Genomic DNA, 17,564 nt, shown 5'->3' on the forward strand with positions numbered 1-17,564 from the left:
TTGCTATATTATAGAGCCTTTCCGTGTAGAAAAAAAGCCAGCTTAGCTGACTCCCTAATCCTTCCTTATCCTATCTGCCAAATAACCCGCACGCGCGCCACCAATGAGTTTTGGTCGGCTAGCCAGAGCTGTCACACGGGCTTGACCGACTGAGCGGATGGAGGGGCGCAAGGGTACTTGAACATGTTTGATGTGCATGCCGATAGCTGTGTCACCAATATCCACTCCTGCATGGGCTGTGATAAATTCCACTTCTACGGGGTCCTTCATGTACTTGAAGGCTGCAAGTTGACCTGATCCGCCTGCTTGAAGGGTCGGTAAGACATTGACGATTTCCAAGTCTTTTTGAACGGCCAACTCTCGCTCAACCACCAAGGCACGATTGAGGTGTTCGCAGCCCTGAACCGCTAGGTAAATCCCTCTCGGTTGCAAGACGGTCAATAACGTATCTACAATTACCTCCCCCACTTCTTGACTGGAGTTTTTACCGATATGGCCACCGATAACCTCACTGGAAGATAGACCCAATACAAAAATTTGACCCGACTGCAACTGACTCAAATCCAAGACTTCTTCTGCTAGTGCGCGTGTTTGTTCCTTAATGCCGATTAACTGCATGGTTTCTTGCTCCCATCCTTTCAACAGCTTGAGCCAGAAGATAACCTCCCGCTAAGCCAACTAGGTTCTGCATGGTATTCCCCAACAAGCTGAGAGAAGCCTCTGCCACATTGTAGAGGATACTGCCCGCTAAGAAGTAGCCCCCTACCATACTCACTGCTGCAAGCACGAGTCCTAGAAGTCGTTTCCTTCCTGTCCAACCGGCAAAGTAACCTTGAGCACCGTGGAAAAGCAGACTGAAGAAGGCCCACTGAGGGTAGCCCAGCAACAAGTCAATCAACAGCCCTGCCAAGCCCCCAACAATGGCTCCCTCTTTTGAACCTAGATAGAAGGCTGTAAAATAGACTCCCACATCTAATAAGGTAACCATGCCCGTTGGCGTTGGCACATGGAAGTAGGCCAAAGCGACTGTTACAGCTGTCAAAATTGCTAGTAAAACCAATTCCTGTGTTTTCTTATTTCTCATATTGAATCACCCCATACTCATCAGACGCCTCAATGGCGCGGTAAACAAATTCTTTCGATAACCGAACCGCTTCAAGCGGTTCTTTTCCCAGAACCAACTGGCTGGCAATACTGGAGGCAAAGGTACAACCTGCTCCAATATTGTTGCTAGCCAAGATTGGAGTTTCCAAAACAAGAAACTCTCGACCATCGTAGTAAACATCTGTGGCCTTATCTTTGTTCAAGCGATTGCCACCTTTGATGACCACATATTTTGCTCCCAGTTCATACAAGGCATGGGCCGCCTGCTTCATCTCCTCCACCGTTTTAATGTCCTTTTGGGTCAATAGCTGAGCTTCTGCCAGATTTGGCGTGATGATGGTTACATGAGGAAAGAAGCGCAAGAGTTCATCCCGTAGCTGGCTAACCTCCGTATCATGACTTTCCTTGCAGACCAAAACCGGATCTAACACCACTGGAATCTCCTGATGAGCCTGAATAAATTCCAAGGCCTGCTCTGCTATGTCAACATTTGGCAAAAGCCCAATCTTAATAGCTGAAAAAGGAACATCCTTCAAACTAGCTAACTGCTGAGAAAACACCTCTTCATCGACTGGAATGACCTCAAATCCCTTGTCTGTCATGGCTGTCAGGCAAGTGACTGCGACAAAACCATGCAGCTTGTTAACCGTATAAGTCGTTAAATCAGCATGAAGTCCGCCACCACTGAAAATATCATTGCCGGACAAGGCTAAGATATAGTTATTCTTCATAGATAATCTCCTTTAAGTATAGACCATTGCCTGCTGCTGTCGGCCCCGCAAGACTCCGATCCTTTTCGTCCAAGATACGCTCTACTTGTTCAATCGGCATCCGATTGTTTCCGATTTTCAAGAGGGTTCCCACCATATTGCGAACCTGCTTATAAAGAAAGCCATTTCCTGTGAAGGTAAAAATCAAAAAATTGCGTTCTCTATCCAACCGAACCTTAGCAGCTGTGATGGTGCGAACCTTGTTTTCAACAGCTGTTCCAGAAGCGGTAAAACCTGTGAAATCGTGTGTCCCCTCCAGATAGCCGATAGCCTCTTCTATGCGAGAAAAATCTAAAGGATAGGGATAGTGGGTTGCATAATGACGCATCATAGGATTTTTTGGTCGACCAATATCCACCAAGAATTCATAGGTCTTGCTGTGTTTGGCATAGCGGCAATGAAAATCATCCGCCACCTCTTCCAGCGCTATCACATCAATATCCTCTGCCGTCTGGGTATCCAGAGCAAAGCGGAGCTTCTCCACATTCCGCTCGCCCTCCAAATCAAAATGGATGACCTGACCATAGGCGTGAACCCCGCTGTCTGTCCGTCCCGCTCCATGAATGGTCACCGCCTGACCACGATTGAGCCGTTGCAATGTTTTTTCAATCTCTTCCTGAACCGTACGGGCATTAGGCTGGCGTTGAAAACCTGCAAAGTTGTACCCATCGTAGGAAATAATAGCTTTATATCTTGTCATGGTCTGATTGTATCATGAATAGACCTTCAAATATAGTCAAAAATCCATCATCTGTCCTAGCACAGATGTCAGGAAAATTTTCATTCGCACTTTTGAAAAAAAAGGTGTATAATGAAAGAAACTACCAGATTAGAATCTTTATAAAAATCTATGGAAAGGGAGGCAGACATGGAACTCCACTCTCATCTCAACGCTGACAACCAAACAGCCTACTAGCACGTTATTAGCCATCTGAAAGAAAAAGGTATCCGCATCACAGAAACCAGAAAAGCGGTTGTGTCGTATATTATCGATAGCGACGACCACCCTAGTGCAGAAATGATTTATAAAGACCTTCTGCCCAATTATCCCAACATGAGTCTTGCAACCGTCTACAATAACCTCAAGGTTCTCTTGGAAGAAGGCTTTGTCACTGAACTCAAACGGGCCAATGATAACACGACCTATTACGACTTCATGGGACATGAACACCTCAACGTTATCTGTGAACGTTGTGGAAAGATTACTGACTTCATGGACGTAGAAATTCCCAGCCTCAAACGAGAAGCTCATGAGCAGACAGGCTACCGCATCACCAAGGAACTCTTGACCATCTACGGTATCTGCCCTGAATGCCAAGCCTTGGAGAGTTAAACTTTCTCTTCGGTGGATAGCCAGTCTGATATACATTCTGTATCCCTTGCCAACGCCCCTTATCAGGGGCCTTTTTCTTTTTCTAAAAAATGTCTGACAAATCTTATTTAGAATAATTCTAAAATAACTTGGCTTTTTATTTATAATTGTTATAATTAAATTAACAAGAATTGTTCTAATTAAGGAGACAACTCATGACACTCGTTTCATCGATTAAACAACACCTACATATCTTAACAACCGGCATCTGCCTCCTCTTCATCTTAATCGGCATTGCGCTCTTACAGACCACTTCCGATAGTACTGCAGCGATGTTTTTCATCATCGCTTTTGCCATTGGAGGCTACCAATCCGCCAAGGAAGGGATAACTGAATTACTAGTTGACAAGCATCTCTCCGTCGATCTGCTTATGATTTTGGCAGCCATTGGCTCTGGTATCATCGGTTACTGGATGGAGGGAGCTCTCCTCATCTTCATCTTTTCCCTATCTTCAACCTTAGAAGAGTTGGCCATGGAAAAAAGTCGCAACGCCATTGCTGCCCTCATGAACCTGACACCCCCAACAGCCCGCAAGATTGAAGCTGACGGCAAAATCAGTGTCCTCGAAACAGATGCCATCCATATCGGAGACCTCCTGCAAGTCCGCAAAGGAGACACTGTGCCTATGGACGGCACCCTCCTGAGCCCCCACTCCGTCTTTGACGAATCCATGATTACAGGTGAACCCCTACCTGCTGAGAAGACAGAAGGTGCGGCGGTTACTGGCGGAACCATCAACCAAGGTCCGACCATTACCATTCAAGTTACCGCCGAAAAAGGGGATGCCCTCTTTGACAAAATCGTTCAAATGGTTGAAAACGCCCAAGAATCCAAGTCCAAAACAGCTACCTTCATTGAAAATATGGAAGACAGCTATGTCAAGGCAGTCTTGCTCATCGTTCCCCTCTTTATTCTCTTTGTCCACTTTGCACTCGGCTGGGATTGGCTGACCGCTTTTTATCGCGGCATGATTCTTCTGACGATTGCCTCTCCATGTGCGCTCGTTGCAAGTTCCTCACCGGCGACACTTTCTGCCATCAGTCGTGCTGCACGAAAAGGTATGATTATCAAAGGTGGCAACATTGCAGATAGAATCGCCAATCTTGAGGCCATCGTCTTTGACAAGACAGGAACACTTACCCTAGGGAAACCCCAAGTCACAAATGCCATCTATCTGGGGGACCAACAAGTTATCAAACAGCTTGTTCAAGCTGTTGAAAAACAATCCAGCCACCCTATCGCTCAAGCTCTGCTCGCCTACACCGTTGACAGCTCTGCCATTCCCCTTGACACCATCCAAGACATCACTGGTAATGGGTTTACAGCTAGCTATCAGGGGGATTTCTGGAAAATCGGCAAGAAGGATTTTGTAGGGAAGGACCTGATAAACCCACCGTCAGATGAGCTTGCTCAGACTATTCACGACGCTGAAAGCAGTGGCAAAACCCTGGTCTATGTCAGCCAAAACGATAGGCTGGTAGCTATTTTTCTGGTGGAAGATGGCCTAAAACCTGAGAGCAAGACGCTCGTTGCTCAGTTGAAAGAAATGGGGGTGACACCTATTCTCCTGACGGGCGACCAAGAAAAAACAGCCCGCTATGTAGCTGAGCAGCTGGGAATTGAACGCGTGATTGCCAACTGCCTGCCAACAGATAAGGCTTCTGTCATTCAGAGCCTACAAAAAGAATTTTCATCCGTTGGTATGGTCGGCGATGGGATCAATGATGCACCCGCCTTAGCTCAGGCCGATGTCAGCTATGCCATGGGAAGCGGTACAGATATTGCGATAGAATCTGCTGATATTGTCCTGATGGAAGACTTGACTCGCATTCCTTACTCCATCCGTTTATCTAAAAAAATGCGAAACATCATTAAACAAAATATCGTTTTCGCTCTCTCTGTCATCGCTATCCTCATCCTCTCTAACCTTTTCCAATCCATCAACCTCCCCCTCGGTGTTGTCGGACATGAAGGCTCTACCATTCTAGTCATTTTGAACGGACTGAGACTCTTGTATTTTAAATAAACTTAGCCACCAGTTACATTTTGGTGGCTTTCATTTAATCTATTTTCATAAAAAGACTTGCCTTCTTGAAATTATTGTTTTATAATAATCTTAAGAATAAAATTATTATAAAACAATAATAATTTGGAGGTTAGCTATGAAAACAAGTTTGATTAAAGCGGCAGGCTGGTTGGCCACCGGGGTTCGTTTCTTCTTCTACTTTTTAATTACTCTCTATGTTTCCTTCACATTAGCCGGTCTGAGGGGAGATTCATTTGTGGTCCAATCTTGGGAATACACCTTTAACAAGCCCATTGACCAGATTGGTAGTTGGCTCATTCTTTTAACAACAGGGCTGATTGTACTGATTTTATTCAGCATTAGCCATATCGCCCGTCTAGTTCAAAAAGTATGCAAACTACTTCTTGAAGAAGATTATTTCGCATCATCTAGTCTCGAACTGTATCGGAAACTCTTTTTCAGCCTACTCACTCTGACTGCTAGTCAGCTTGGCTTAACAGCTTTGATTTTCCTGACAAAGGCCACAGGCCCTTACAACTTCCTCAATCTTCGTTGGTCTGATTTTATCCTTAATGCCCTCTTTATCTTCCTAACCTACTTTGTCTGGCATCTTGTCCAAAAAGGACAAAAACTAGAAACCGAGAATAGCGAGTTTATTTGATATGGAAATGATTCGAATCAACCTAGACAAGGTACTGAAAGATCGGCAGGTGACCTCCAAGGACTTGGCAGAACAAATCGGCATCACAGAGGCCAATCTCTCCATTCTCAAAACAGGAAAAGCCAAAGGCATTCGCTTCAATACCCTGATGAGCATTTGTCGGATTTTAGAGTGTCAACCGGGAGATATTTTAGAATATGTGAAAGAATAAGAAACCTAAAAAGCAAAAGCCATCCCTGATGACTTTTGCTTTTTAATAGGTCGCCAAGCGCTTTTCCAAATGCAGTTGCCCCAGTGCATAGAGGGTGCAAATCCCCCAATAAATAAGAGCTACACAGATGTACACTGTCATGTAGTCTGACTTGGCCCCACCAACAATCTTTGCCTTGTTGAAAATCTCTGGTACGGTAATCATGGCTGTCAGCGAGGTGCTCTTGACCATATCCAGTAGGACATTACTGAGGGGCGGAAGAGCAATCCGAAAGGCCTGTGGAATGATAATCTTGCGGTAAATAACAGGTTTTTTGAGTCCTAGCGAGCAAGCCGCCTCCCACTGACCCCTATCAATCGCCGATAAGGACGAGCGGATAATCTCCGAAATATAGGCGCTGGACATGGAGGTAAAGGCGATAATAGAAGCCGTAATAGCATCCAATTGCAGGCCCATGAAAGGTAAGCCGAAGTAGATAAAGAACAGGAGTACCATCAATGGGATTCCCCGCATAAGGGAGATATGGGCCATAGCCAACCAGCGCAAGGGAGCAAATTTGGACATCCGCATCAAGGCAACAAAGAAACCACAAAAGGTTCCCAAAGCAAACCCAACCAAAGAGAGAGAAAGGGTGTAAGGCAAGCCCTCCAAGATTTTAGGAATGGCCTCCCTCGCAATATCAATATTAAAAATGGCCTGCCAATTGAGGTTCATAGGCTCTCCTTTTCTTTGTCGTTTAAAAAGAGGAAACGGGAAAGAACGCGACAGATAAAAAAGAGTTCCCCTCACTTCCAAAATGACAGGTTCGGGCTAAAATAGTCCACTGGACTATTTTACTCCCACCCCGCACAGCTCAAAAGATTCAATGCCCCTTTTGAGCTTGGAAATGAAGCGAACTCTGTTCGCGTCAGTCGTAGAGGTCCGATTTGGAGTGTAAATACAAATTACGGAGATTTGCTTTGCAAATCTTATCTCCAACCTGTACTGTTAAAGCCAATCAACCACTGCGCCGAGATGTTGACACGAACTCTGAGAAGTGGCGCTGGGCTTGAACCCAGACTCATCACTTCTCAGAGTTCTTTCCACTCCCTTTTGTTTATTCTACATCTGAAGTATCAATCACCGGAAGATTTTCTGCACCTTCGATAGCCTTGGTCAAATCTTGGCCAGCATAGTATTTTTCAGAAATCGCAAGAAGAGTTCCGTCTTCTTTCATGTCATTGATTACTTGGTCTAATTTTTCCTTTAAGCTAGTATCTGTCTTGCTCATTACAATCCCTTGTTCAGTTGGATTGTATTTGGCAGTTCCCATTTTCACCTTGATATCTGGGAAATTAGCATTTACCCATTTGATAGCCATTACTTGAGTATAGTAATCATTTGGAATAAAATCTGTACGACCTGTTGATACATCACGCAAGTAGACATCGTTGGTCACATTGTCATAGATAACCGGCTCAGCACCTAATTTCTTAGCAATTTTCATATACTGAGTACCAGCACCGCCACCAGCTTTCTTACCTTCCCAGTCGCTCAAATCAGCTGCTTCCATTCCCGAAGAACCATCTTCACGGACAATGTAACCGCCCACAGAGTATTTATACGGGGTTGAAATGTTGTACTTCTCCAACCGTTCTGGCGTAGTATCAAAGTTATTAACTGCCACATCTACCTTACCACTATCAACCGCAGTAAAGGCCTCTGCTACACCGATTTCTTGGTATTCAATCTCGACGCCTAAACGTTTCCCAATTTCGTTCATCATCTCAATCTCATAACCAACCAACTCATTCTTATCATTGTAATAAGAAGTCGGATAAAGAGTGCCTGGAGTAGCAACTTTTAAAACGCCTGCTGCTTCAACACGCTCCCACTCAGTTTGTTCCGCAGATGAACTAGAGGTGCTAGTACCTGTATTGGCACAAGCTGCCAAAGCCAGAGAAGAAACTAGCAAGGCTGAAGCGAAAAACTTTTTCAACATAATCAATCTCCTTTAGGAGCTTCTTGCTCCCTATCATTTTCTCTTGGTGTTACATCACCAACTTTTATAGGGTAACATATTCACATCTGATACGCAATTATTTGAACCGAAAAATGTATTCCGCTAAATTTTAAAGCAGCCATTCCCCTCTAACTCTTCTGCCACATGTAAAAGAAGATCCTCACGCCCCTTGGCAGCAAGCAGTTGCACACCAATCGGCAGACCCTCTGGTGTTTCATAGACCGGTAAACTAAGGGCTGGCTGACCTGTCAGATTGGCCTGTTGGGTAAAAGGAGTCCAAGATAAACTGTCTTCAAACATCTTCCAAATGAGTTCCTGCTGCTCCACCGTTGAGTACTCTCCTATATGGATTAAACGATTTTTCATATCATCGCTCAAATCAAATTGACCATGTTTTGGAGCAACATCTGCTACCGTAGGGGTCAAGAGTAAATCATAGCTCTCATGAAATCGTGCCATTTGGGCACTGTAATTATCCCAGTCCTGCAAAATTTTTGAATAATCTTTAGCCAGAATTGTTTGCCCGCTCTGGTAAATCGCCCAGGTCATCACTTCCATATCATCTAGAGTAAGGGCTCGTCCTAACATAGACTCTATCCCATCAAACATCTGGGCTGTTTCTACACTGTTCATTAGGTAGTAAGATTGCATCGCCTCTATCCCATCCAGTACAGGTTTTTTTAATTCAACCACCCTATGCCCCAATACTTCTAGGATAGGCACTAACTGGTACACAGCTTGCTGAGCTTCTTTTGAAACCTGACTGCCAATAGGGGAAACCGTCGAGTAAGCAATGGTCAGCGGCTTCTTTTTCGCCTCAAACAGATCCTCTCTCGATAAGGGAGCTAAGGGAAACGGAGCTTCTACCTGATAATCTTGCACATACCAGAGCAGGCGTTTCGTATCTCGAACCGACTGCGTAAGAGCAAAATGGACGGAAGCTCCTTGCCAACCGCGATAAGAGTGCGGACCAACCGGAATTCTTCCCCGAGTAGGTTTTAATCCTATCAGTCCATTAAAACTAGCCGGAATCCGAATAGAGCCACCACCATCAGAGGCAGCTGCAATTGGAACCATACCAGAAGAAAGGGCTGCCGCAGCACCACCGCTTGAGCCTCCTGCATTTCGACTTAGATCTCTAGGTAACTGCACCCTTCCATGAAGACTCGAATCTGAAATGTTCTTAAAACCAAACTCTGGGGTATTGGTTCGCCCCAAGATAATAAAGCCCAGGTCCTTTAAGGCCTTGACGTAGCAATCGGTTTCTCTAGCACGGTGACGAGCGAATAAGCGTGACCCTGCTGTTGATACTTCTCCTGCTTCATTTTGCCCTAAATCTTTTAGCAAGAATGGAACTCCTGCAAACGGCTTCCTCAGATGGTCTTTTCGACTTGCTTCTGCCAAAGCCTTGTCATATTGCTTGCTGACCACAGCGTTGAGCCGAGGGTTCAATCTTTCAATTTTATCAATGGCATCTTCTACCAATTCCTTGGCAGAAACCTGTTTAGCATTGACTGCCGCTGCCATGCTACTTGCATCTTTCCACATTCCTCCACCTCCGCCTGTTAAGCTTACCACGAATGAAAAAAATCAGCAAGCTAGGCTTACTGACTCTTTCTTACAAATCTTCAAAAGCATCCTTTACCTTGTCAAAGAATCCTTTTTTATGAGGTTGAACGTGAATGTTTCCTGCAGCAGCAAAATCTTTCAAGGCTGCTTTTTGACGTTCATTGAGGTTGGTTGGGGTGACAACATTGATGGTAACGTATTGGTCGCCGACACTGCCACCGCGTAGGCTAGGTGCCCCTTTCCCTTTCAGACGGAATTTCTTCCCTGTCTGTGTCCCTTCAGGGATAACCAAGTCTACATCCCCGTGAACAGTTGGCACATGAACAGTGTCTCCTAAGGCTGCTTGGACAAAGTTCAGGTTGAGCTTGTAGTGAATCGTTGTACCTTCACGCTCAAATTTATCCGAAGCTTGAACTTGGATGACCACATAGAGATCACCATATGGGCCTCCATTAAAGCCCGCTTCTCCTTGACCAGCAAGACGGATTTTTTGACCGGTTTCAACACCAGCTGGTACTTTAACCGTTACCGTATGGGCTTGTTTTTCATGACCTGTTCCGTGGCAGGTTTGACAAGGATCCTTAATTTGTTTGCCTCGACCATGACAGACATCACATGTCATCTGGCGACGCATAGTTCCCAACGGTGTTTGGGTGTCTACATTGATAACCCCTGAACCATGGCAACGACCACAGGTGACTGGACTGGTTCCTTGTTTCGCTCCTGTTCCCGTACAAGTCCGACAGGTTGCCTCACGATGGTAGCTAACCTCTTTATCCACTCCAAAAATAGCCTCTTCAAACTTGAGATTAACACGATATTGAAGGTCATCACCCTGACGCGGAGCATTTGGATTGCGACTAGCACCGCCTCCACCGAAGAAACTAGAGAAGATGTCCTCAAAGCCACCAAAACCAGCTCCGTCAAAACCACCAAAACCACCTGCTCCGCCACCGAAGCCACCGTTAGCTCCAGCTGGACCGTATTGATCATAGGCAGAACGTTTTTGTGGATCACTCAGAGTTTCATAGGCCTCTTGAACTTCCTTGTACTTATCTTCCGCACCCGGTTCCTTGTTGATGTCTGGATGGTATTTTTTTGAAAGCTTACGATAAGCTTTTTTAATCTCGTCTTGCGAAGCGCTCTTAGAAACGCCCAGACGATCGTAATATTCTGTATTGTTCATATAAGATACTAAGGGCGTAAAGCGGACACAGCCAAAATAGGAGTTTTGACGCAGGACCTCACTGTCCTAGGAAAAACTATCTTTTTGGCACAGTCCGTAGCCCGTGTTCAATTAAGAACTCGTTCCTTTCTATATTAATTTAGGAAAAGTAAAAACAGGAAACTGACGCAGTGTGTCTAACACACTAGGAAGTTTATCTTTTTCACTAGGTTTTTAGCCTGTGTTCGAATAACCGAACTTGTATTCCTTTCTTTAGAATGTTGAAAGTAGCCCGTGTTCGATTACGAACACTTTCCTTTCTGTAAGAGTTGGGTGGGTATTTACCCAAAAACAGAGGCTGAGTAGCAACCTCTGTGATTGGAATCTTGATTGACTAATGTTTGATTCTCGAGAAGATGAGAACTGAGTTCTAGCTAGGAACATCGGAAAAAAGATAACTTTCCTTGAATGCAAGCATTCAGCGTCAAGTTTCTATTTTTCTGTCGTTCTTTTAACGCTCTCACATCTTGACTTACTTTTCAGTAAACTCGCCGTCTACCACATCATCACCTGCGTTGCCAGCTGTTTGGGCACCTTCTTGGTCTGCGGCTGCTTGTTGTGCTGCTGCGGCTTGCTCGTAGAGTTTCACTGCAAGGGCTTGGGCTTTTTCGTTGAGGTTTTCAAGTTTAGCCTTCATGTCGTCCAAGTTGTTTGCTTCTTGAGCTGCTTTCAACTCGTCAAGAGCTGCCTGGGCTTGGTCGCGTTCTGCGTCGAAGCCTTTGCCTTCAGTTTCTTTAAGAGTTTTCTCAGTCGCAAAGATTGCTTGGTCCACATCGTTACGAAGATCCACTTCTTCCTTACGTTTCTTATCTGCTTCAGCGTTTGCTTCTGCATCTTTCATCATGCGGTCGATTTCTTCATCTGTCAAACCTGAGTTAGATTGGATAACGATGGTTTGTTCTTTTTGCGTACCAAGGTCTTTGGCTTTTACAGAAACGATACCGTTCTTGTCAATGTCAAATGTTACTTCGATTTGTGGAATACCACGAGGTGCTGCAGGGATGTCAGTCAATTGGAAACGACCAAGAGTCTTGTTGTCCGCTGCCATTGGACGCTCACCTTGAAGAACGTGGATATCAACAGCTGGCTGGTTGTCTGCTGCAGTTGAGAAGACTTGTGATTTAGAAGTTGGGATGGTAGTGTTGCGGTCGATGAGTTTTGTAAATACACCACCCATTGTTTCGATACCAAGTGACAATGGCGTTACATCAAGAAGAACAACGTCTTTGACATCACCAGTGATGACACCACCTTGGATTGCCGCACCCATAGCAACCACTTCGTCAGGGTTTACAGATTTGTTTGGCTCTTTACCAGTTTCAGCCTTGACTGCTTCTACAACGGCTGGAATACGAGTTGAACCACCGACGAGGATAACTTCGTCAATTTCTGACAAGCTAAGGCCTGCATCTGAAAGGGCTTGGCGAACAGGAATTTTTGTACGTTCAACAAGGTCGTAAGTCAATTCGTCGAATTTCGCACGCGTCAAGGTCATTTCCAAGTGAAGTGGACCTGCTGCACCAGCAGTGATGAACGGCAGGCTGATTTGAGTTGAGGTTACACCTGACAAATCTTTCTTGGCTTTTTCAGCCGCATCTTTCAAACGTTGAAGGGCCATCTTGTCAGCTGACAAGTCGATGCCGTTTTCTTTCTTGAACTCTGCTACCATGTGGTCGATAATCTTTTGGTCAAAGTCATCACCACCGAGCTTGTTGTCACCTGCAGTTGCAAGTACATCGAAGACGCCGTCACCAAGTTCAAGGATAGATACGTCGAAGGTACCACCACCAAGGTCGAATACCAAGATTTTCTCGTCTTTGTCAGTCTTATCCAAACCATAAGCAAGAGCTGCTGCAGTTGGCTCGTTGACGATACGTTCTACTTCAAGACCAGCGATTTTACCAGCGTCTTTTGTTGCTTGACGTTGGGCGTCGTTGAAGTAAGCTGGAACTGTGATAACGGCTTTGGTTACTTTTTCACCAAGATAATCTTCTGCATAACCTTTCAAGTATTGAAGGATCATAGCTGAAATTTCTTGTGGTGTGTACTCTTTACCATTTGCTGAAACTTTTTCAGAAGTTCCCATTTTTGATTTGATAGAGATGATGGTATCTGGGTTAGTCACTGCTTGGCGTTTTGCCGCATCACCAACGATGATTTCACCATTTTTGAAAGAAACAACAGATGGAGTTGTGCGGTTCCCTTCTGGGTTTGCGATGATTTTTGATTCAGTTCCTTCAAGAACTGCAACTGCTGAGTTAGTTGTACCTAAGTCAATACCGATGATTTTAGACATTGTTTTTACCTCTTTTTATTTACTTTCATTTTTGTCTAGTTTAACGACATTTCGGTCAAGTTTTTTTGAAAATGGCAGAGCTGCTTTGCTAATCTTAGTTGTAAACCACCACCATAGCTGGTCTCAGCAAGCGTTCATGCAAGGTGTAGCCTTTTTGGAAAACCTGTGCAATGCTATCTGCTGGGTGTTCATCATCTGCTGGAACCGTTTGGACAGCCATGTGGAGATTTGGATCAAAGATGTCTGTTGCGACTTCTTCCACTCCTTCTTCTTTAAGGGCTTGAATCAAGCTTTCCTGTACCATCTCAATGCCCTTTTTGACATCTTCTGTCAAACCTTCGACTTGAAGGGCACGCTCCAAGTTATCCAAGCTCGGCAAGATTTTCTTGGCCAAGTCTTGCGAACGGTAACGCTGAATGGTCTGGCGTTCCTCGTTGGCTCGGCGTTGGATATTTTGCATTTCAGCGTGGGCACGAAGGTACTTGTTTTCAAATTCCTCTGCTCGCTCCTTTGCCAAATCCAGTTCTGATTTTTCAGGAGTTTCAACAACTTCTTCTGTTGCCTCAACCTCTTCTACGATTTCTTCATTTTTGATTTCTTCTGACAAGTTGTTCACCTCTTCATTTTCTATTATTACTTTGACAACTAATAAATTGAGTTCGGGCTAGAAACTCAGAAAAAAGATAGATTTCCTTGTGTCTGATGACACCGCGTCAATCTCCTATTTTTCAATCGTTTCCTTCACGCCCTCACATCTTAATTGACCTCATAATGATTACTGCTCAGATAACGATAGTAATCGGTTAATTTCATAAATAAGACGCGGCTGATAATGTTGATCAAACTCATCTGCCTACGGTAGTCCATATCAACAGGGCCAAGTAAACTCATCTGGGCCATATCCCGATAGGGGATTGGAAAACGATGATGGATGACCGTTACATCTGCAAGAGCCGGATCGCTGTGTTCTGCCACTGTGATACTGGTCTGCTGGTCTTGTCCCAAACCTGCCCGTAGCTCTGTTGCCAAAACTTGCGGACTATCCAAGAGCTGATAGGTGGCGAGATTGCCATAAGTAAGCGAGGCGACTTTTCCGCTGATAAAGACCAATTCTCGGAAGAGATTGGAAAAAATGTAGTCCATCAAATCCAAGACATTATCTGTTGTGGTAAAGTAGCGCTGCACCACCTGAGGAATCTCTGTCCGCAGCTTGTAGTGGATAGACAAGACTGTCTGTCCAACGAAGCGTTCATCAACCAGACGCTTAAGCACTTCCAAGTCCTTAATCAAAAAGTTCTTTGGAATCGCAAACTGAACCGTGACAGGCTTGGATTGATCCAAAGTCAAAACTGCTAGGGCATCGTGATTGCTCAAACGCACGACATCAAAGGATGTTAACTGTTGATTAGTCGGCTCCACATCTAAGATGACTGATGTATAGCCTGTCAAATCTGCCAAGACTGCACTTGCACGTTCCAAAATGTCCTCTAGTTTGAAGGCTTCAAAGTCAAAGGCTTTGACTACCTGATAAACATCTTCTTCATTGATGTGTTCCAAGTTGAGCGAGTGATTGACAAAGTACTGAAAACCAGCCCGACTGGGCATCCGCCCACTTGATGTATGGGCTTTTTCTAGCAAACCCAATTGTTCCAGCTTGGCCATATCATTGCGAATAGTGGCAGAACTAGAAGCAATCATCTCCTGCAAGGCCTTAGAACCAACTGGCTCATGATGGCGCGTAAACAATTCAACAATCAGGTTCAAAATATCATTTTGACGTTGGGTGATCATCTTCGCTCCTTTCATGAACACGATTGATTTTTAACGTTAGCACTCTGGCATGTCGAGTGCTAAACTATATACTCCCATTATACGCCGAAAAAATGGATTGTCAAGAGAAAAAAACCAAAAAATTAGCACTCTTTTACCTAGAGTGCTAAAAATCGGTCTAAAGTCTGAGAACATCAACCCTTTTTCTCTTTTAATCGTAATAAATTCCAAAAATTCAAGATCATAATCAAGGTTATAGCAATCAAACTAATAAAGCTATTTCGATTTAGAAAAATCACTGCAAAAATAGCAAGCACATTGATGATAACTGCGATTTGTTTCTGTGTATTCATTATCCTACCTCCTTATACTTCCGACGCAAACGTAACAAACCTACCAAGCAATAAAGCAAGATTGGAACGGTCATGGTTGCCATACTAACAATAGCTGTAGGCATCTTTAAAAAATAAAACAGCAATATAAACAAGATAAGCAAGAACAATCCAAGCAAGAATTGTCTACTGATTATACGGCCAATCATTTCCAGTTTACTCTGAAGGTCGCTGTAAATTTCAACTTCACCTAAGGTTCGATTTTTCCTAAAATAGGAAAAGTGATTGCAGTCACCAATATAGTCCCAACCATAGTCTGCGAACATCTGGATATACTCGGACTTATCCTGTCCTCCGGGCTTGAAATCCAACTGATATACTACCTCTTCTGGCTGGCATTTTTCAAAAACAAATAGAGAACCAAGGTGATTTTGCACAAACTTCCACCCTTGACGGTGCTGCTTAGCCAAGTATTCTTCTTCCTTTTCAAAATCCGGTAGGAAAAAGAAACGCATTTCTGTCTTAGTTTCCATAACTTTCCCCCTTGCTATTCCAATAGAGGCGTTCAATCCTGGCTAGTTCTATCTCTAAGATTTCCTGTCCCACATCCGTTATATGATAGAATTTCCTTTTATCTTCTTCTCTGACAAATACAATCAGGCCATCCTTTTCCATCTTGGACAAGGTTCCGTACATGGTTCCAGGACTGATAACAACTTGACCAGCGGTCATCTCCTTTGTCTTTTGTGTAATCTCATACCCATGCCGCTCTTCCTGCAAATGAAAAAGGATATAGAAGGCAGTTTCTGTCATAGGGACATAGACTCGCTTTAACTTATCGTTCATAGTTTCCCCTTGTACCACAATGTATCGAACTTCGATGTATATATTATATCGCACTTCGATATATCCGTCAAGAAAAAAGAGAAGAACTCATCTTCTCGTCAAATAATATTCTGAAAAACACTCTCGGTGATTCGTCATGCACCCTAGAGGAGTTGAACCTCTAACCGCCTGATTCGTAGTCAGGTACTCTATCCAGTTGAGCTAAGGGTGCGCATTTCAATTTTATATCTTTACTATATAGAATTATTTTAAAATTGTCAAGAAAAAGAAAAAAAGCAACCCACTTTCTTGTTGCTTAACTCATAATCGATAATCGGGAAGACAGGATTCGAACCTGCGACACCTTGGTCCCAAACCAAGTACTCTACCAAGCTGAGCTACTTCCCGATGCCATTAAAAATAAATCTCCCCTAATGTTGCCATTAAGCGAGTCATGCACCCTAGAGGAGTCGAACCTCTAACCGCCTGATTCGTAGTCAGGTACTCTATCCAGTTGAGCTAAGGGTGCGCTCTATTACTATGCCGAGGACCGGGATCGAACCGGTACGATGTTGCCATCGCAGGATTTTAAGTCCTGTGCGTCTGCCTGTTCCGCCACCCCGGCCTCGCCTAAGCGAACGACGGGATTCGAACCCGCGACCCCCACCTTGGCAAGGTGGTGTTCTACCACTGAACTACGTTCGCATTGAATGCCGGCTACATGACTTGAACACGCGACCCTCTGATTACAAATCAGATGCTCTACCAACTGAGCTAAGCCGGCTTATTTCTTTCCTATGCGGGTTAAGGGACTTGAACCCCCACGCCCGAAAGCGCCAGATCCTAAATCTGGTGCGTCTGCCAATTCCGCCAAACCCGCATAATGACTCGTGCTGGGCTCGAACCAGCGACCCATTGATTAAAAGTCAATTGCTCTACCAACTGAGCTAACGAGTCTGAATCAATCTATTCTTCTTACTTCTTCAAAATGTCTCCCAGACATTTTGAACGGTCCCGACGGGAATCGAACCCGCGATCTTCGCCGTGACAGGGCGACGTGATAACCGCTACACTACGGGACCTATTAATTGTATTCAGACTAAAATCCTAGTAAAAGATAAACTTCCTTTTCTTGTACGGATTTCTTAATGTCTTCATAACTTATGGGAGTTAACGGGATCGAACCGCTGACCCTCTGCTTGTAAGGCAGATGCTCTCCCAGCTGAGCTAAACTCCCAAGGGTAAAGAGCCTAACTCAACTGAGCTAAACTCCCTATGTGCTAAGCGACTACCGTATCTCACAGGGGGCAACCCCCAACTACTTCAGGCGTTCTAGGGCTTAACTGCTGTGTTCGGCATGGGTACAGGTGTATCTCCTAGGCTATCGTCACTTAACTCGT

The 17,564-nt window shown here is 44.5% G+C and carries 18 protein-coding genes, 10 tRNA genes and 1 rRNA gene; 4 read left to right on the forward strand and 25 right to left on the reverse strand.

Translation table 11 applies throughout. The annotated features are described in order from the left end of the window. Nucleotides 1-54 precede the first annotated feature (54 nt). Genes INT76_RS05205 through truA form a run of 4 tightly spaced genes read right to left on the reverse strand, consistent with a single transcriptional unit; the run spans nt 55 to nt 2,574 of the window. On the reverse strand, nt 55-618 hold the full coding sequence (locus tag INT76_RS05205) for a TIGR01440 family protein (RefSeq protein WP_212572916.1): 564 nt from the start codon (nt 616-618) through the stop codon (nt 55-57). Then, complete coding sequence (locus INT76_RS05210; protein WP_212572918.1) at nt 599-1,084, reverse strand: ECF transporter S component; 486 nt, start codon at nt 1,082-1,084, stop codon at nt 599-601. The genes INT76_RS05205 and INT76_RS05210 overlap by 20 nt, the downstream gene beginning before the upstream one ends. Further along, on the reverse strand, nt 1,074-1,835 hold the full coding sequence (locus tag INT76_RS05215) for a bifunctional hydroxymethylpyrimidine kinase/phosphomethylpyrimidine kinase (RefSeq protein ID WP_212572920.1): 762 nt from the start codon (nt 1,833-1,835) through the stop codon (nt 1,074-1,076). The genes INT76_RS05210 and INT76_RS05215 overlap by 11 nt, the downstream gene beginning before the upstream one ends. Continuing rightward, entirely contained in the window at nt 1,825-2,574 is a 750-nt protein-coding gene (truA, locus tag INT76_RS05220) for a tRNA pseudouridine(38-40) synthase TruA (RefSeq protein ID WP_212572922.1), read from the reverse strand. The genes INT76_RS05215 and truA overlap by 11 nt, the downstream gene beginning before the upstream one ends. A 222-nt stretch (nt 2,575-2,796) precedes the next feature. Here truA and INT76_RS05225 point away from each other — a divergent pair, with 222 nt between their 5' ends. The 4 genes from INT76_RS05225 to INT76_RS05240 all read left to right on the forward strand — a co-directional run bounded on the left by INT76_RS05225 (nt 2,797) and on the right by INT76_RS05240 (nt 6,145). Continuing rightward, nucleotides 2,797-3,207: a Fur family transcriptional regulator gene (locus INT76_RS05225; RefSeq protein WP_249116198.1), complete on the forward strand. Its 411-nt coding sequence runs from the start codon at nt 2,797-2,799 to the stop codon at nt 3,205-3,207. A gap of 194 nt (nt 3,208-3,401) precedes the next feature. Next, a complete protein-coding gene (locus INT76_RS05230) occupies nt 3,402-5,273 on the forward strand; it encodes a heavy metal translocating P-type ATPase (RefSeq protein ID WP_212572924.1) in 1,872 nt (623 codons plus the stop codon). A 136-nt stretch (nt 5,274-5,409) separates the two neighbouring features. Continuing rightward, on the forward strand, nt 5,410-5,934 hold the full coding sequence (locus INT76_RS05235; RefSeq protein ID WP_212572931.1) for a hypothetical protein: 525 nt from the start codon (nt 5,410-5,412) through the stop codon (nt 5,932-5,934). A 1-nt stretch (nt 5,935) separates the two neighbouring features. After that, nucleotides 5,936-6,145: a helix-turn-helix domain-containing protein gene (locus INT76_RS05240; RefSeq protein ID WP_212572932.1), complete on the forward strand. Its 210-nt coding sequence runs from the start codon at nt 5,936-5,938 to the stop codon at nt 6,143-6,145. Nucleotides 6,146-6,187: 42 nt separating this feature from the next. On the opposite strand, the gene INT76_RS05245 is transcribed toward INT76_RS05240, so the two are convergent. The 21 genes from INT76_RS05245 to rrf form a co-directional block, all read right to left on the reverse strand. Then, a complete protein-coding gene (locus tag INT76_RS05245) occupies nt 6,188-6,859 on the reverse strand; it encodes an amino acid ABC transporter permease (RefSeq protein ID WP_212572933.1) in 672 nt (223 codons plus the stop codon). Nucleotides 6,860-7,241: 382 nt separating this feature from the next. Then, nucleotides 7,242-8,126, reverse strand: coding sequence for a transporter substrate-binding domain-containing protein (locus INT76_RS05250; RefSeq protein WP_212572934.1), 885 nt, complete (start codon nt 8,124-8,126; stop codon nt 7,242-7,244). A gap of 123 nt (nt 8,127-8,249) precedes the next feature. Then, nucleotides 8,250-9,695, reverse strand: coding sequence for an amidase (locus INT76_RS05255; protein ID WP_212572935.1), 1,446 nt, complete (start codon nt 9,693-9,695; stop codon nt 8,250-8,252). Between the two features lie 70 nt (nt 9,696-9,765). Next, on the reverse strand, nt 9,766-10,902 hold the full coding sequence (gene dnaJ, locus INT76_RS05260; protein ID WP_212572936.1) for a molecular chaperone DnaJ: 1,137 nt from the start codon (nt 10,900-10,902) through the stop codon (nt 9,766-9,768). Between the two features lie 511 nt (nt 10,903-11,413). After that, nucleotides 11,414-13,237 carry a molecular chaperone DnaK gene (gene dnaK, locus INT76_RS05265; protein ID WP_212572937.1) on the reverse strand — a complete coding sequence of 608 codons (1,824 nt, stop codon included), beginning with the start codon at nt 13,235-13,237 and terminating at the stop codon, nt 11,414-11,416. Nucleotides 13,238-13,331: 94 nt separating this feature from the next. Beyond that, on the reverse strand, nt 13,332-13,844 hold the full coding sequence (gene grpE / locus INT76_RS05270; protein ID WP_212572938.1) for a nucleotide exchange factor GrpE: 513 nt from the start codon (nt 13,842-13,844) through the stop codon (nt 13,332-13,334). A 149-nt stretch (nt 13,845-13,993) separates the two neighbouring features. Next, nucleotides 13,994-15,028 carry a heat-inducible transcriptional repressor HrcA gene (gene hrcA, locus INT76_RS05275; protein ID WP_212572939.1) on the reverse strand — a complete coding sequence of 345 codons (1,035 nt, stop codon included), beginning with the start codon at nt 15,026-15,028 and terminating at the stop codon, nt 13,994-13,996. A gap of 173 nt (nt 15,029-15,201) precedes the next feature. Then, the gene (locus tag INT76_RS05280) at nt 15,202-15,360 is read right to left on the reverse strand and encodes a hypothetical protein (RefSeq protein WP_212572940.1); all 159 of its coding nucleotides are present in this window, start codon (nt 15,358-15,360) and stop codon (nt 15,202-15,204) included. Next, nucleotides 15,360-15,872 (reverse strand): DUF2812 domain-containing protein, encoded by a 513-nt coding sequence (locus INT76_RS05285; protein WP_212572941.1) that lies wholly within the window; start codon nt 15,870-15,872, stop codon nt 15,360-15,362. Before INT76_RS05285 ends, INT76_RS05280 begins: the two co-directional genes overlap by 1 nt. Beyond that, nucleotides 15,862-16,185 carry a PadR family transcriptional regulator gene (locus tag INT76_RS05290; protein WP_212572942.1) on the reverse strand — a complete coding sequence of 108 codons (324 nt, stop codon included), beginning with the start codon at nt 16,183-16,185 and terminating at the stop codon, nt 15,862-15,864. The genes INT76_RS05285 and INT76_RS05290 overlap by 11 nt, the downstream gene beginning before the upstream one ends. A gap of 137 nt (nt 16,186-16,322) precedes the next feature. Further along, a tRNA-Arg gene (locus INT76_RS05295) sits at nt 16,323-16,396 on the reverse strand. Nucleotides 16,397-16,498: 102 nt separating this feature from the next. Next, nucleotides 16,499-16,572: transfer RNA gene (locus INT76_RS05300), tRNA-Pro, on the reverse strand. A 47-nt stretch (nt 16,573-16,619) separates the two neighbouring features. Then, a tRNA-Arg gene (locus INT76_RS05305) sits at nt 16,620-16,693 on the reverse strand. A gap of 12 nt (nt 16,694-16,705) precedes the next feature. After that, nucleotides 16,706-16,789: transfer RNA gene (locus tag INT76_RS05310), tRNA-Leu, on the reverse strand. 8 nt (nt 16,790-16,797) lie between these two features. Continuing rightward, nucleotides 16,798-16,869, reverse strand: a tRNA-Gly gene (locus INT76_RS05315). Nucleotides 16,870-16,875: 6 nt separating this feature from the next. Next, nucleotides 16,876-16,948, reverse strand: a tRNA-Thr gene (locus tag INT76_RS05320). A 14-nt stretch (nt 16,949-16,962) separates the two neighbouring features. Further along, a tRNA-Leu gene (locus tag INT76_RS05325) sits at nt 16,963-17,044 on the reverse strand. 4 nt (nt 17,045-17,048) lie between these two features. Next, nucleotides 17,049-17,121 (reverse strand) — tRNA-Lys (locus tag INT76_RS05330). A 52-nt stretch (nt 17,122-17,173) separates the two neighbouring features. Beyond that, a tRNA-Asp gene (locus tag INT76_RS05335) sits at nt 17,174-17,246 on the reverse strand. Nucleotides 17,247-17,328: 82 nt separating this feature from the next. After that, nucleotides 17,329-17,401, reverse strand: a tRNA-Val gene (locus tag INT76_RS05340). A gap of 42 nt (nt 17,402-17,443) precedes the next feature. Further along, nucleotides 17,444-17,559, reverse strand: a 5S ribosomal RNA gene (rrf, locus tag INT76_RS05345). Nucleotides 17,560-17,564 lie beyond the last annotated feature (5 nt).

This window comes from Streptococcus oriscaviae (assembly GCF_018137985.1).
GTDB lineage: Bacteria > Bacillota > Bacilli > Lactobacillales > Streptococcaceae > Streptococcus > Streptococcus oriscaviae.

Excerpts from the sequence above, each read along its gene's own strand:
- INT76_RS05205 (WP_212572916.1), bottom strand. The coding sequence starts at position 618 with ATGCAGTTAATCGGCATTAAGGAACAAACACGCGCACTAGCAGAAGAA.
- INT76_RS05210 (WP_212572918.1), bottom strand. The coding sequence starts at position 1,084 with ATGAGAAATAAGAAAACACAGGAATTGGTTTTACTAGCAATTTTGACA.
- INT76_RS05215 (WP_212572920.1), bottom strand. The coding sequence starts at position 1,835 with ATGAAGAATAACTATATCTTAGCCTTGTCCGGCAATGATATTTTCAGT.
- truA (WP_212572922.1), bottom strand. The coding sequence starts at position 2,574 with ATGACAAGATATAAAGCTATTATTTCCTACGATGGGTACAACTTTGCA.
- INT76_RS05230 (WP_212572924.1), top strand. The coding sequence starts at position 3,402 with ATGACACTCGTTTCATCGATTAAACAACACCTACATATCTTAACAACC.
- INT76_RS05235 (WP_212572931.1), top strand. The coding sequence starts at position 5,410 with ATGAAAACAAGTTTGATTAAAGCGGCAGGCTGGTTGGCCACCGGGGTT.
- INT76_RS05240 (WP_212572932.1), top strand. The coding sequence starts at position 5,936 with ATGGAAATGATTCGAATCAACCTAGACAAGGTACTGAAAGATCGGCAG.
- INT76_RS05245 (WP_212572933.1), bottom strand. The coding sequence starts at position 6,859 with ATGAACCTCAATTGGCAGGCCATTTTTAATATTGATATTGCGAGGGAG.
- INT76_RS05250 (WP_212572934.1), bottom strand. The coding sequence starts at position 8,126 with ATGTTGAAAAAGTTTTTCGCTTCAGCCTTGCTAGTTTCTTCTCTGGCT.
- INT76_RS05255 (WP_212572935.1), bottom strand. The coding sequence starts at position 9,695 with ATGTGGAAAGATGCAAGTAGCATGGCAGCGGCAGTCAATGCTAAACAG.
- dnaJ (WP_212572936.1), bottom strand. The coding sequence starts at position 10,902 with ATGAACAATACAGAATATTACGATCGTCTGGGCGTTTCTAAGAGCGCT.
- dnaK (WP_212572937.1), bottom strand. The coding sequence starts at position 13,237 with ATGTCTAAAATCATCGGTATTGACTTAGGTACAACTAACTCAGCAGTT.
- hrcA (WP_212572939.1), bottom strand. The coding sequence starts at position 15,028 with ATGATCACCCAACGTCAAAATGATATTTTGAACCTGATTGTTGAATTG.
- INT76_RS05280 (WP_212572940.1), bottom strand. The coding sequence starts at position 15,360 with ATGAATACACAGAAACAAATCGCAGTTATCATCAATGTGCTTGCTATT.
- INT76_RS05285 (WP_212572941.1), bottom strand. The coding sequence starts at position 15,872 with ATGGAAACTAAGACAGAAATGCGTTTCTTTTTCCTACCGGATTTTGAA.
- INT76_RS05290 (WP_212572942.1), bottom strand. The coding sequence starts at position 16,185 with ATGAACGATAAGTTAAAGCGAGTCTATGTCCCTATGACAGAAACTGCC.